The sequence below is a fragment of the Mycobacterium sp. 20KCMC460 genome, from assembly GCF_022179425.1.
In the GTDB taxonomy this organism is placed as follows: Bacteria; Actinomycetota; Actinomycetes; order Mycobacteriales; family Mycobacteriaceae; genus Mycobacterium; species Mycobacterium kiyosense.
The window spans coordinates 2424086-2436894 of the sequence record NZ_AP025524.1; the positions used below are offsets into that span (position 1 = coordinate 2424086).

14 protein-coding genes and 1 pseudogene are annotated in these 12809 nt (G+C 66.7%); 12 read left to right on the forward strand and 3 right to left on the reverse strand.

Features of this window, described 5'->3' with window-relative positions; translation table 11 throughout:
- Window positions 1-109: 109 nt before the first annotated feature.
- The 12 genes and pseudogenes from MKCMC460_RS11355 to MKCMC460_RS11410 all read left to right on the forward strand — a co-directional run bounded on the left by MKCMC460_RS11355 (window position 110) and on the right by MKCMC460_RS11410 (window position 10731).
- Complete coding sequence (locus tag MKCMC460_RS11355; protein WP_238305729.1) at window positions 110-910, forward strand: thymidylate synthase; 801 nt, start codon at window positions 110-112, stop codon at window positions 908-910.
- Window positions 907-1389 (forward strand): dihydrofolate reductase, encoded by a 483-nt coding sequence (locus MKCMC460_RS11360; RefSeq protein WP_236976450.1) that lies wholly within the window; start codon window positions 907-909, stop codon window positions 1387-1389. The genes MKCMC460_RS11355 and MKCMC460_RS11360 overlap by 4 nt, the downstream gene beginning before the upstream one ends.
- A gap of 58 nt (window positions 1390-1447) precedes the next feature.
- Window positions 1448-2143 (forward strand): cell division protein DivIVA, encoded by a 696-nt coding sequence (locus MKCMC460_RS11365; protein WP_236976448.1) that lies wholly within the window; start codon window positions 1448-1450, stop codon window positions 2141-2143.
- Window positions 2144-2191: 48 nt separating this feature from the next.
- Window positions 2192-3409 carry a winged helix-turn-helix domain-containing protein gene (locus tag MKCMC460_RS11370; protein WP_238305993.1) on the forward strand — a complete coding sequence of 406 codons (1218 nt, stop codon included), beginning with the start codon at window positions 2192-2194 and terminating at the stop codon, window positions 3407-3409.
- The gene (locus MKCMC460_RS11375; RefSeq protein WP_238305731.1) at window positions 3409-4500 is read left to right on the forward strand and encodes a restriction endonuclease subunit S; all 1092 of its coding nucleotides are present in this window, start codon (window positions 3409-3411) and stop codon (window positions 4498-4500) included. The genes MKCMC460_RS11370 and MKCMC460_RS11375 overlap by 1 nt, the downstream gene beginning before the upstream one ends.
- A gap of 12 nt (window positions 4501-4512) precedes the next feature.
- The gene (locus MKCMC460_RS11380) at window positions 4513-6051 is read left to right on the forward strand and encodes a type I restriction-modification system subunit M (RefSeq protein WP_236976445.1); all 1539 of its coding nucleotides are present in this window, start codon (window positions 4513-4515) and stop codon (window positions 6049-6051) included.
- A 239-nt stretch (window positions 6052-6290) separates the two neighbouring features.
- Window positions 6291-6530, forward strand: a pseudogene (locus MKCMC460_RS11385) (glycosyltransferase); the annotation flags it as partial.
- Between the two features lie 54 nt (window positions 6531-6584).
- Window positions 6585-7346, forward strand: coding sequence for an FAD-dependent thymidylate synthase (thyX, locus tag MKCMC460_RS11390; protein ID WP_236976444.1), 762 nt, complete (start codon window positions 6585-6587; stop codon window positions 7344-7346).
- Window positions 7347-7448: 102 nt separating this feature from the next.
- Window positions 7449-7685 (forward strand): BrnA antitoxin family protein, encoded by a 237-nt coding sequence (locus tag MKCMC460_RS11395; RefSeq protein ID WP_236976443.1) that lies wholly within the window; start codon window positions 7449-7451, stop codon window positions 7683-7685.
- Window positions 7682-8083 carry a type II toxin-antitoxin system VapC family toxin gene (locus MKCMC460_RS11400; RefSeq protein WP_236976442.1) on the forward strand — a complete coding sequence of 134 codons (402 nt, stop codon included), beginning with the start codon at window positions 7682-7684 and terminating at the stop codon, window positions 8081-8083. The genes MKCMC460_RS11395 and MKCMC460_RS11400 overlap by 4 nt, the downstream gene beginning before the upstream one ends.
- Before the next feature lie 61 nt (window positions 8084-8144).
- Window positions 8145-9047, forward strand: a complete 903-nt coding sequence (dapA, locus tag MKCMC460_RS11405; protein WP_236976441.1) for a 4-hydroxy-tetrahydrodipicolinate synthase — start codon at window positions 8145-8147, stop codon at window positions 9045-9047.
- 7 nt (window positions 9048-9054) lie between these two features.
- Entirely contained in the window at window positions 9055-10731 is a 1677-nt protein-coding gene (locus MKCMC460_RS11410; RefSeq protein ID WP_236976439.1) for a ribonuclease J, read from the forward strand.
- Here the strand turns inward: MKCMC460_RS11410 and MKCMC460_RS11415 are convergent.
- From MKCMC460_RS11415 to MKCMC460_RS11425, 3 genes are read right to left on the reverse strand one after another with little or no spacing between them, the layout of a single operon-like run.
- Window positions 10728-11600 carry an SAM-dependent methyltransferase gene (locus MKCMC460_RS11415; protein ID WP_236976437.1) on the reverse strand — a complete coding sequence of 291 codons (873 nt, stop codon included), beginning with the start codon at window positions 11598-11600 and terminating at the stop codon, window positions 10728-10730. The genes MKCMC460_RS11410 and MKCMC460_RS11415 overlap by 4 nt on opposite strands.
- 4 nt (window positions 11601-11604) lie before the next feature.
- On the reverse strand, window positions 11605-12423 hold the full coding sequence (locus MKCMC460_RS11420) for a mycofactocin-coupled SDR family oxidoreductase (protein ID WP_289624923.1): 819 nt from the start codon (window positions 12421-12423) through the stop codon (window positions 11605-11607).
- A complete protein-coding gene (locus tag MKCMC460_RS11425) occupies window positions 12423-12737 on the reverse strand; it encodes a putative quinol monooxygenase (RefSeq protein WP_236976435.1) in 315 nt (104 codons plus the stop codon). The genes MKCMC460_RS11420 and MKCMC460_RS11425 overlap by 1 nt, the downstream gene beginning before the upstream one ends.
- Window positions 12738-12809: the final 72 nt, after the last annotated feature.

The window sequence follows — 12809 nt, forward strand, 5'->3', positions numbered from 1 at the left end:
TTCCCGCTCAGCCTTGCTACCCCGCGAATAAAACCGCACCGTCAAACCAGCGCCCGGAAAATCGCAGTCAGTTCCCACTAGCGGTGCCAAGCGCGACTAAGCTGGCCGGGTGCCGATCGCGACGCCGTACGAAGACCTGCTGCGCTTGGTTCTGGACACGGGAACGGCGAAATCCGACCGCACCGGCACCGGCACCCGCAGCCTTTTCGGCCGGCAGATCCGGTATGACCTGTCGGCCGGATTCCCACTGCTGACCACCAAGAAGGTTCATCTCAAGTCCGTGGTGTATGAACTGCTGTGGTTCTTGCGCGGTGACTCCAACATCGGCTGGCTACACGAGCACGGTGTCACCATCTGGGACGAATGGGCCAGTGAGACAGGCGAACTGGGGCCGATCTACGGGGTGCAGTGGCGGTCCTGGCCGACCCCGAGCGGTGAACACATCGACCAGATCAGCGCCGCGCTGGAGCTGCTGCGCACCGACCCGGACTCGCGGCGCATCATCGTGTCGGCCTGGAACGTCGGCGACATCCCGCAGATGGCGCTGCCGCCGTGCCACGCGTTCTTCCAGTTCTACGTCGCCGACGGACGCCTGAGCTGCCAGCTTTACCAGCGCAGCGCCGACCTGTTCCTCGGGGTGCCGTTCAACATCGCCAGCTACGCGCTGCTCACCCACATGATGGCCGCCCAAGCCGGCCTGGAGGTGGGGGAGTTCGTCTGGACCGGTGGTGACTGTCACATCTACGACAACCACGTCGAGCAGGTGACGTTGCAACTCAGCCGAGAGCCCCGGCCATACCCGAAACTGGTTCTGGCGCATCGAGATTCGATCTTCGAATACCGCTACGAGGACGTCGTGGTGGAGAACTACGACCCGCACCCGGCGATCAAAGCCCCAGTAGCTGTATGACGGGCCTGGTGTGGGCCCAGTCGACGTCCGGGGTGATCGGGCGCGCCGGTGACATCCCCTGGCGGGTGCCCGAGGACATGGCCCACTTCAAGCAAATCACGCTGGGACACACGGTGGTGATGGGGCGACGCACCTGGCAATCGCTGCCGGCGCGGAACCGGCCGCTGCCGGGCCGCCGTAACGTGGTGCTGACCCGGCAGCGGGATTTCGTCGCCGACGGCGCCGAGGTGGCGGGATCCCTCGACGAAGCGCTCACCGACCCGGACGACACCTGGGTGATCGGTGGCGGAGAGATCTACCTGCTGGCGCTGCCGCGGGCGACGCGCTGCGAGGTCACCGAAGTCGACGTGGTGCTGCCACGTGACGACGGCGACATCGTCGCCCCGCTGCTGGACGAGACGTGGCAGGGTGAGGTCGGGCAATGGCGGGTCAGTCGCTCGGGGTTGCGCTACCGGTTCCACAGCTACTCTCGAGCGTGAGGGGCGTGGCCGCGCCCGCTCGACGAAATGCCAGGCGTTTCACAAGGGGGAATTCGCAGTGAGAACCGAACCGGGGAAGACGTTCCCGCGCATGTTCCGGGGTTACGACCCGGCCGCGGTGGACGCTCGCATCGAGATGCTGACCGCCAAGGAGCAGCTGCTGCGCGACGACGTGGAGAGCCTGCGGGCCAGGTTGAAGGAGTCCGCCGACGAGGCCGCCGCGCTGCGCGCAGAGGTCGCCCTGCTCGCCGACACCTCGCCGTCGCCGCATGCGGTTCAGCATCGGATGGCCAAGATGATGCGCCGCGCGGTCGACGAAATCGCCGAGATGCAGGCCGAAGCACGCGCCGAGGCGGACGCGTTGATCGAATCCGCGCGGGCCGACATCGCCGACGAGCAGCGCCGGCACGAAGAACAGTTGGCCAACATGCACGCACAGCGCGAAGCCTTGGCAGCCGAATGCGAGGAAACCAGGAAAAACCTGGCCGCGGAGCTGGCCAAGATGCGGGCCGACACCCAATCGACGATCGAGCGGGAGACCCAGCAGGCTCAGCAGGAGCGGGAGCGACTCATGGAGCAGGCGCGGCGCGCGGTGGAGGAGGCCGCCGAGCGGCGCATCCGGATCCTGGAGCAACTCGCGGAGGTCTACCGCGATCTGGATTCGATTCCACCGGCGTTGGAAGCCGCCTACGGCGAACGCGACCGGGAGTCGGGCGCGGTGACGCCGTTGGATCAGAAAAGAAGGACCGGCTAGCCTCGCGGTCGCGGAAGGCCGGCAGGCCGGTATTCTCGGCCCGTGGCGCTGCGGACTCCCAGGCTGACCGCCGCCCAAGCCCGGCGGATAGCCGTTGCGGCTCAAGGGTTTAGCCAGCCGCAGCCGGCCGGTTCGATATCCCGGGCGCACCTGCGGCGGCTGATTTCGCGAATCCAGGTGCTGCAGTTGGACTCCGTGTCGGTGGCGGTGCGGGCGCACTACGCGCCGGTGTTCAGCCGGTTGGGGCCCTACGACCGCAACGTGCTCGACGAAGCGGCCTGGGGTCCGGCCCGCAATCGGCTGTTCGCCGAGTACTGGGCGCACGAGGCCGCGCTGATGGCCGTCGACGATTGGCCGCTGCTGCGCTGGCGGATGCGTCAGTACCGGCACGGCCGGTGGGGCACCCACATCGTCAAGGCCAATCCGCAGCTGGCCGACGACATCGTCGCCGCGGTGACCGAGCTCGGACCCAGCACGGCCGGGCAGATCGAGGCCTACCTGGAAGCCGAACCGCGCGGCGCCACGGGGCCGTGGTGGGGGCGCAGCGACACCAAGTGGGTGGCCGAGGCGCTGTTCGCCGCCGGTGTGCTCACCACGGCCACCCGGGTCGGCTTTGCCCGGCACTACGACCTGGTGGAGCGGGTACTACCGGCGCCCGTGCTGGCTCGGCAGGTCGACGACGACGAGGCGGTACGCGAGCTCGTGCTGCGCGCGGCCACCGCGTTGGGGGTGGGCACCGAGGCGGACATCCGCGACTACTTCCGGCTCTCCGCGCAGCAGACCAGGCCGGCGGTGGCCGAGTTGGTGGCCGGCGGTGCTCTCGAACGCGTCGACGTCGAGGGGTGGCCGCCGGCCTACCTGCGCCCCCGAACCGTGCCGCGCGTCGATCGCGGGACCGCGCTGCTGTGCCCGTTCGACCCGCTGATCTTCTTCCGGCCCCGGGTGGAGCGGCTGTTCGGCTTTCATTACCGCATCGAGATCTACACACCCGCGGCCAAACGCCGCTACGGGTACTACGTATGGCCTTTCCTGCTGGACGGCCGACTGGTGGCGCGAGTCGATCTCAAATCCGACCGGGTTGCCGACGAGCTGCAAGTGGTGGGGGCGTTCGGCGAAGCCGGGATCGACCGGCGCCGGGTTGCGTCGGCGCTGACCGGGGAGCTGGAGTCGATGGCCTCGTGGCTCGGCCTGGGCCGCGTCGGCGTGAACGACCGGGGGGACCTGGCGGCGGATCTGCGCAGCGCCGTGATCAAGCGGGCCGGCTGATGGACGGCAGGCTGGGGCATCACCTGGAGTTCCGCGTCGGGCAGGCGTTGCCGGCGATGACGGCCGACGGGTGTTTTCCGGTCTACGGTGCCAACGGCGTCATCGGGCGCACGAGAGAGTCCAATGCCCGTGGCCCGATGATCGTGGTGGGCCGCGTCGGCTCGTGCTGCGGCAGCGTGCAGTACTGCCCCGGCGATGCGTGGGTCAGCGACAACGCGATGGTCTGCCGCGCCAAAAACCCGGCAGAGACGCGATACTGGTACTACCATCTGAAAAGCTTTGAGCTCAACAGGTTTCGCGCCGGTTCTGGTCAACCGGTGCTCAACCACCGCGTGTTGGGCAGCGTCCCGATCAGCGCGGCGGACCCTGCGGAGCGGCAACCGATCGCTGGTCTGCTGGCCGCCCTCGACGACAAGATTGCCGTCAACTGTCGGGTCGTCGAATCCGCCGAAGCGTTGATGACGACGCTGGCCGGGAGAGTCGCCGAGTACACGACACTGGCGAATGTGGCGCAAAGGTCTTCTGCGAGCATCCAACCCGGCAAGCTGGCGGACAATGTCGCGCTCTACAGCTTCCCGGCATTCGACCATGACCAACGTCCAATCATGTTGGATGCCAATGTGATCAGAAGCGTGAAATTCTTGGTCGAGCACCCGTGTGTGTTGTTCGCCAAACTGAATCCCGGCACCCCGCGGATCTGGAATATCCCGCGCCCGGGTGCCGAACCAGGTCTGGCCAGCAGTGAATTCGTGGTGCTGCGGCCGATCGGAGTGGACACTTCGGTGTTGTGGTCGGCACTTCGGCAGCCGGAGGTGTCGTCGGTGCTTGCCCGGCTGGCTGCGGGGATGACGGGCAGCCGACAACGCATCCGGCCGCGCGAACTGCTCGATGTCCGGGTGCGTGACGTGCGCTGTCTGGATTCCGGGTCGGCGGCGACGATCACCACGCTCGGCGCGGTCTGTGAGCAGCGTCGCGCCGAATCCGCCGCGTTGGCGGCGATGCGCGACCGGCTGCTTCCGTTGCTGATCAGCGGCGCCGTGCGGGCAAGGGACCACTTCGTCGCGACTTCTGCCCCCGATACCGGAGACTAGGAGGCCGCATCGATGCCGCCTCACAGACAGCCTGAGCCTTCGACCATGAGGGAACTCAAGGACACGCTGTGGAAGGCCGCGGACAAGCTGCGCGGATCGCTGTCGGCCAGCCACTACAAAGACGTGATCCTCGGTCTGGTGTTTCTGAAGTACCTCTCGGACGCGCTCGACGAGCCCGGAGTGTTCGTGGTGCCTCCGGCCGCGCGATGGAAGTTCCTGGCGGACAACGCTGCTGAGGGCCGGCCCGGCAAGAACATCGGTCAGCTCGTCGACGAGGCGATGGACGCCGTGATGATGGCCAACCCGACGCTGGGCGGGACGCTGCCACGTGTGTACAACCGCTACGACATCGACCAGCGCCGGCTCGGCGAGCTGATCGGCCTGTTCGACAGCGCCCGGTTCAGCCGGCAGGGTGCGCACCGAGCCCGCGACCTGATGGGGGAGGTCTACGAGTATTTTCTGGGCAATTTCGCTCGCGCCGAAGGCAAACGGGGCGGCGAGTTCTTCACGCCACCCAGCGTGGTGAAGGTGATTGTGGAGGTGCTCGAACCCGCCGGCGGCCGGGTCTATGACCCGTGCTGCGGGTCGGGCGGCATGTTCGTGCAGACCGAGAAATTCATCGCCGACCACCACGCGGACGCGAAAAGCATTGCGATCTATGGCCAGGAGAGCATCGAGGAAACCTGGCGGATGGCCAGGATGAACCTGGCCATCCACGGGATCGATCACGCCGGGTTGGGCCGGAGGTGGGGTGACACGCTCGCGCACGATCAGCACACCGACGTCAAAATGGACTACGTGCTGGCCAATCCGCCGTTCAACATCAAGGACTGGACCCGTCACGAGGCCGACCCGCGCTGGCGGTTCGGCGTGCCGCCGGCCAACAACGCCAACTTCGCGTGGATCCAGCACATCCTGTCCAAGCTCGCGCCGGCGGGCAAGGCCGGGGTGGTAATGGCCAACGGCTCGATGTCGTCGAAATCGAACGGACAGGGCGACATTCGGGCGCGGATCGTGGATGCCGATTTGGTGTCGTGCATGGTTGCGCTGCCGACACAGTTGTTCCGTAGTACCGCAATCCCGGTGTGCCTGTGGTTCTTTGCCAAGGACAAGACGGCAGGTGAGCAAGGTTGCGTCGACCGTTCCGGTCAGGTGCTTTTCATCGATGCCCGCGAGTTGGGTTCCCTGGTGGACCGAACCGAGCGCGCACTGAGCGACGACGACATCGCTCGGATCGGTGACACCTACCACGAGTGGCGGGGTACGCCTTCGGCAGCTGCGAAAGGCATTACCTACAAGGATGTTCCGGGGTTCTGTAGGTCGGTGACACTGGCGGAGATCAAGGCCGCGGACTATGCATTGACCCCTGGTCGGTATGTCGGCGCGGCCGCGGCCCAGGACGATGGGGAGCCGATGGGTCAGAAGATCGCGCGCTTGAGGACGGAATTGCTGGCGGCGTTGGACGAGTCGGCACGGTTGGACAATGTGGTCCGAGAGCAGCTGGAGCGGATCGATTCGGGGCCTAGAAATCCTTTGCGGCCCTTACGCTGATCCTTTTCGTCGACCAGTCGCAGGCCGGGTGAGGTCGTTTGCCGTTAAGTTCCCAGCCGGCCTGGTGCGCGATGATGAGGGGCATTGACGGCGCAACAGAAGTCAGTGCAATGGTCCGTCCGGCTAGAGAAGCGGTTCTGCGACGTGTGCGGGACGCCCGTCACGCGACGACAGCGGACAGGCGAACACAAGCAAGTCACCGTCTTGTTTGCCGACGTTGTCGGTTCGGTGAGGCTCGCTGTGTCGTGCCCTCCGGGCGTGATCAATTCGAGGTGGCATGGCGCGTCGAGGTAGCTCGGTGCGTAACCCGCCCTACCGGCCAAGAAACTGTCAGCCTCCCGGCTGCGTGCAAAGGTGCGCGAAGCGATGAAGACGACCGATGGTGCGGCATCGGTGGCGACGGGCTTCGCTGCTACCGCGGGACGACCCACGGCGCTGACCTCGTGGAGCAAGTTGTGCCTGGCCGACGCAGTAATTGACCGAACCGGTGCAGCGCGATACCGGCAGTGGCCGCGCGGGCTAAGGTGAGCGCCGTGGCCGAGACCGCGCCGCTACGCGTGCAACTGATCGCCAAGACCGACTTCCTGGCGCCCCCCGACGTCCCCTGGACCACGGACAGCCCTGACGTGCAAGGGGGCTCCGCACTGGTCGAGTTCGCCGGTCGCGCCTGCTATCAGAGCTGGTCCAAACCCAATCCTCGGACCGCGACCAACGCCGGCTACATCAAGCACATCATCGACGTCGGGCATTTTTCGGTGCTCGAGCACGCCAGCGTCTCGTTCTACATCACCGGCGTCTCCCGCTCCTGCACCCACGAACTGATCCGGCACCGGCATTTCTCCTATTCGCAGCTCTCGCAGCGCTACGTGCCCGAATACGAGTCCCAGGTCGTGGTCCCGCCCGGCATGGAGGACGACCCCGAGCTGCGGGAGATCCTGACGGCGGCCGCAGACGCCAGCCGCGCCACCTACACCGAGCTGCTGACCAAGCTGGAAGCCAAGTTCGCTGACCAACCCAACGCGGTGTTGCGGCGCAAACAAGCCCGCCAGGCCGCCCGCGCGGTACTGCCGAACGCCACCGAAACTCGGATCGTCGTGACCGGCAACTATCGGGCCTGGCGGCACTTCATCGCCATGCGGGCCAGCGAGCACGCCGACGTCGAGATCCGGCGGCTGGCTATCGCCTGCCTGCGCCAGCTGGTCGACGTCGCGCCTGCGGTTTTCGCCGACTTCGAGATCACCAGGCTCGCGGACGGCACGGAAGTCGCCACGAGTCCTTTCGCGACCGAAGCCTGAGGCCGCGTAGCGGGGGAAGGCGTAGGGAGCAATCGGGTTGTGTGACCGAAGCCTGAGGCCGCAGGTCTGACCCCCTAGGCGGTTCAGCGCTAAAATAGCGCTGTGGCGACCATACAGATCCGGGAAATCCCCGAGGATGCCTACCTGGTCATCCGAAATCGTGCCCGCGCCGCGGGGCGATCGCTGCAGTCGTACATGCGCGACTGGGTGGTCGATTTCGCCAACCGCCCCACTCCGGCTGAGGCGCTGGAAGAAATGGCGGCGGCACGGAAGGCGGGCGATACTCCGGCCGCCACAACGGAATCCATCCTCGCCGATTTGGCCGAAGACCGGCGGTGAAGGACTTTGTCATCGATGCGTCGGCATTAGTGCTGAGCCTGGTCGGTAAGACCGCCGCAGCGGACGCGTTGCGGCAGCGGCTGCCTCAGATGCGCCGACATGCGCCGCACCTGATCGACGCGGAGGTGGGAAATGTGCTGCGCCGTCACGAGCGGGCCGGGCTCATAAGCGCCAGAGAAGCTGAAACGGCGCTGCGGATGCTCGATGCACTGGTAGACAACCGCTACCCACATGCCGGGATGTTGGCTCGCCGAGCGTGGGAAATGCGGCACCACGTCAGCTTCTACGACGAGCTTTATGCAGCCCTTGCCGGACATCTTGACATCCCGCTACTCACTGCGGATGCCCGCCTCGATCGCGCGGCAGGCCTGGCATGTCGCGTCGAAGTGGTCGGATGAACCGCCGGACCGTCCGCGGCGATACCAATCGGCTTGCCGTAGCCAGGTAATCTGGTCAACCGTGAGCACCGTCGGATTCGATGCCCCAGCGCGGCTGGGAACCTTGCTGACCGCGATGGTGACACCATTCGACGCCGACGGCGCCCTGGACGCCAAGACCGCGGCCCGGGTGGCCACGCACCTGGTGGATCAGGGGTGCGACGGGCTGGTGGTCTCGGGCACCACCGGTGAGTCGCCGACCACCACCGACGACGAGAAGCGCGAACTGCTGCGGGTCGTTCTCGACGCGGTGGGGGACCGGGCCCGGATCATCGCCGGTGCAGGCACCTACGACACCGCGCACAGCATCAAACTGGCCAAGGCAGCGGCGCAAGAGGGCGCGCACGGACTCTTGGTGGTCACTCCGTACTACTCGCGGCCGCCGCAGAGCGGGCTGCGGGCCCATTTCACCGCCGTCGCCGACGCCACCGACCTGCCGGTCGTGCTCTACGACATTCCGCCGCGCTCGATCGTGCCGATCGAGCCCGACACCCTGCGCGCGCTGGCGGCCCACCCCAATATCGTCGCGGTCAAAGACGCCAAGGCCGACCTGCACGGCGGCGGGCAGATCATCGCCGAAACCGGTCTGGCCTACTACTCCGGCGACGACGCGCTCAACCTGCCCTGGCTGGCCATGGGCGCCACCGGCTTCATCAGCGTGATCTCCCATCTGGCCGCGGGTCAGCTACGAGAATTGTTGTCCGCCTTCAATTCCGGCGACATCGCCACCGCCCGCAAAATCAACGTCGCGCTGGGTCCGTTGTGCAACGCGATGGCAAGGCTGGGCGGAGTCACGCTGTCCAAGGCCGGTCTGCGGTTACAGGGCATCGACGCCGGCGGCCCACGGTTGCCCCAGGTCGCCGCCACCCCCGAGCAACTCGACGCGCTGGCCGCGGACATGCGCGCGGCGTCCGTTCTCAGGTGAGCTGGCAGTGAACGAAGAACTCGCCCCACCAGGTCCCCTGCCCGCGGGCGGGCTGCGGGTCACAGCGCTCGGTGGGATCAGCGAAATCGGCCGCAACATGACGGTTTTCGAGCATCTCGGCCGGCTGCTCATCATCGATTGCGGGGTGATGTTCCCCACCCACGACGAGCCCGGCGTCGACCTGATCCTGCCCGACCTGCGTCACATCGAAGACCGCCTCGACGACATCGAGGCGCTGGTGCTCACCCACGCGCACGAGGACCACATCGGGGCGATCCCGTTCCTGCTCAAGCTGCGTCCCGACATCCCGGTCGTCGGCTCCAGATTCACCCTGGCGCTGGTTGCCGCCAAATGCCGGGAGCACCGGATCAAGCCGGTGTTCGTCGAGGTCAAGGAGGGGCAGAGCAGCCGGCACGGCGTGTTCGAATGCGAGTACTTCGCGGTCAACCACTCCATTCCCGACGCGCTGGCGATCGCCGTCTACACCGGTGCGGGCACCGTGCTGCACACCGGCGACATCAAACTCGACCAACTGCCGCTGGATGGCCGACCCACCGATCTGCCCGGCATGTCACGCCTCGGCGACGCCGGCGTCGATCTGTTCCTGTGCGACTCGACCAACGCCGAGCACCCCGGCGTCGGGCCGTCGGAAAGTGAGATCGGCCCGACTTTGCACCGGTTGATCCGCGGCGCCGACGGGCGGGTGATCGTGGCATGCTTCGCCTCCAACGTCGACCGGGTGCAGCAGATCATCGATGCCGCAGTGGCTTTGGGCCGCCGGGTTTCGTTCGTGGGCCGATCGATGGTGCGCAACATGGCCATTGCGCGTGAGTTGGGCTTCCTGCGGGTCGCCGACACCGACCTGGTCGACATCGCGGCGGCCGAGATGTTGCCACCCGACCAGGTGGTCCTGGTCACCACCGGTACCCAGGGTGAACCGATGGCGGCGCTGTCGCGGATGTCGCGCGGCGAGCATCGCAGCATCACCCTGACATCGGGGGACCTGATCGTGTTGTCCTCGTCGCTGATTCCGGGTAACGAGGAGGCGGTCTACGGCGTCATCGACGCGCTGGCCAAAATCGGGGCTCGTGTCGTCACCAACGCCCAAGCGCGCGTGCATGTTTCGGGCCATGCTTACGCCGGGGAACTGCTCTTCCTGTACAACGGGGTGCGGCCGCGTCACGTCATGCCGGTGCACGGAACCTGGCGGCACCTGCGAGCCAACGCCAAGCTGGCCGCCAGCACCGGCGTGCCCCAGGAGTCGATCCTGTTGGCGGAGAACGGCGTCAGCGTCGACCTGGTCGCCGGCAAAGCCGTGGTGGCCGGCGCGGTTCCGGTCGGCAAGATGTTCGTCGACGGCTTGATCACCGGCGACGTCGGCGAGATCACGCTGGGGGAGCGGCTGATTCTGACCGAGGGTTTCGTCGCGGTGACCGTCGTGGTCAAGCGCGGCACCGCAAAGCCGGTGGTGCCGCCGCATCTGCATTCGCGCGGGTTCTCCGAAGATCCGAAAGCGCTTGAGCCGGTGGTGCGTAAGGTCGAAGCGGAGCTGGAATCGCTGGCGGCCAACAACGTCGTCGACCCGATCCGGATCGCGCAGGGTGTGCGCCGCACGGTGGGCAAGTGGGTGGGCGAGACGTATCGCCGTCAACCCATGATCGTGCCGACCGTCCTGGAGGTTTAGGTCTTCTCGGCGTATGCCGACCATTCGATCTGGGAAGTCGCCAGTTTGCGCCCGGTGGGCGCGACGTAGCGCTCGCTGAGTTCGTCGGGCCCGAGTTGCTCCACCAGTCGCCAGCCGTATTCGTTCAAGAACTGCGCGACTTCGTCGGGATCAAGACCGAAGTGCCACAACTTCTTTCGTCCACGGACCGACCGGTACAAGGTGCGGGTTCCGTATCGGTTGGTGCCGTCGATGAAGTCGCGACGGACGTAGGTGAACACCAGGCGGCTGCCCGGTGCCGTCGGGCGCAGCCCCTCCAACGTGGTGCGTACCGCTTGCTCGGTGAGGTATTGGGTGACTCCCTCCCAGATGAAGAACGCCCGGTAGTCGGGGAGGTAGCCGTGCTCGGCCAGTGCGGTCAGCAGGTCGTCGCGTTCGAAGTTCAACGCCACCAACCGAACCGAGAGTGGCAGTTCGCCCAGCACCCGTCGTACCGTTTTGGCCTTGCGGGCGATGTTGACCGGCAGGTCCACCTCGAAGACAGGCTTGCGGACCTGGCGGTTCAACCGGTACGCCTGGGTGTCCAGGCCGGCGCCGAGGATCACCACCGCGTCGATATCGTCGAGAGCCTCGGCGAGTTTGTCGCCGATAAATCGTTTGCGGCAAGCGATATTGGCCCATAGCCCGCGGCCGGTCCACTCCGAGGCGCGGATCAGCGCGCCGCGGACTGTCGGCCAGTGTGTCGTGGCGACGAGCAGGCGCATCGGTATCGGCAGAAACAGTTCGGCGAGATCATCGTCGATCAGCCTGCGATCGGCCGACTCGTTCTGCTCGACGGCGGCCAGCACCATCGGCCCGAATGCGGTGCGCGCGGCGGGGTTTCGGGACATACGCCTACCTCTTGTTCACCGAACCCGCGTCAACCGGCAGCGTGACCCCGGTGATGTAGCGGGCCTGGTCGGACACCAGCCAAGCTACCGCGTTGGCGATGTCGTCGGGCTGCAGAATCTGCACCGGCAGTGCATTGGTCATTCCCGGGGCCGAACCCGATTCGGCGACCATGTCGGCCAGCCACTGGCGGATGAACTTGTTGTTGATCATCGGTGTGTCGACCCCGGACGGATGCACCGAGTTGACCCGAATGTCATGTTTGGCAAGCAGATTGGCGTACAAGCGCATCAGTCCGACCATCCCGTGTTTGGCGGCGGCATAGCCGATGGAGCCGGCGTCGGCGCTGCCGACGCCGGCCAGTCCGGCGGCCGAGCTGATCAGCACGATCGAACCTCCGTCGCCGTGCGCGACCAGAGCAGGAATCGCGACGTCGACGGTGTGGTAGGCGCCAGTGAGGTTCACGTCGATGACATCGCGCCAGCCGTCTGCGGACTGCATCGGCGCGATACCGGCATTGGCTATCACGATGTCGAGCCGGCCGAACTCGTCCAGACCTTCTTGCAGCGCCGCCGCCAGCGCGTCGCGGTCCCGGACGTCGGCTTGGCGGGCCACGATGCGCGCACCGGTGTCCTCGACCTGCTTGACGGTGACGGCCAGATCCTCGGCGGTGCCCAGCGGGTAGGGGACGCTGTCGATCTGGCCGCACAGGTCGACCGCGATCACGTCGGCGCCGTCGGCGGCCAACCGGACCGCGTAGGCACGGCCCTGGCCGCGCGCGGCGCCGGTGACGAAGGCGACCTTGCCTTCGAGCGCGCGACTCATCAGGAGCGCAGTTGGCCCTTGTCGGGGTCTCCAGCGGGAAGCGGCTGCAACATCTTGATGTCGGGAGCCCCGGCCAGGTGATCGCCGACGGCGGCGAACATCTTGCCGATCGCGGGGGCGGTGCTGTGGGTCTTGAGCGCCTCCTCGTCGGCCCACTGCTCGACGAAGACGAAGGTCTCACCGGTCTGGTGCAGCGAGTACAGCTGGCAGCCGGGCTCTTCGTGCACCTCGCCGGCGGCGCCGGTGAGAATGTCGCGGACGGTGTCGACCGATTCAGGCTTGACGGTCATGGTGGCGACGACGACGACGGGCATGGTGAGCCTCCTGGCGACTTTGGCGGGTTCAGGCGTGAACTTTCGGTGGTGCGCCGCGGCACAACCGCGGCC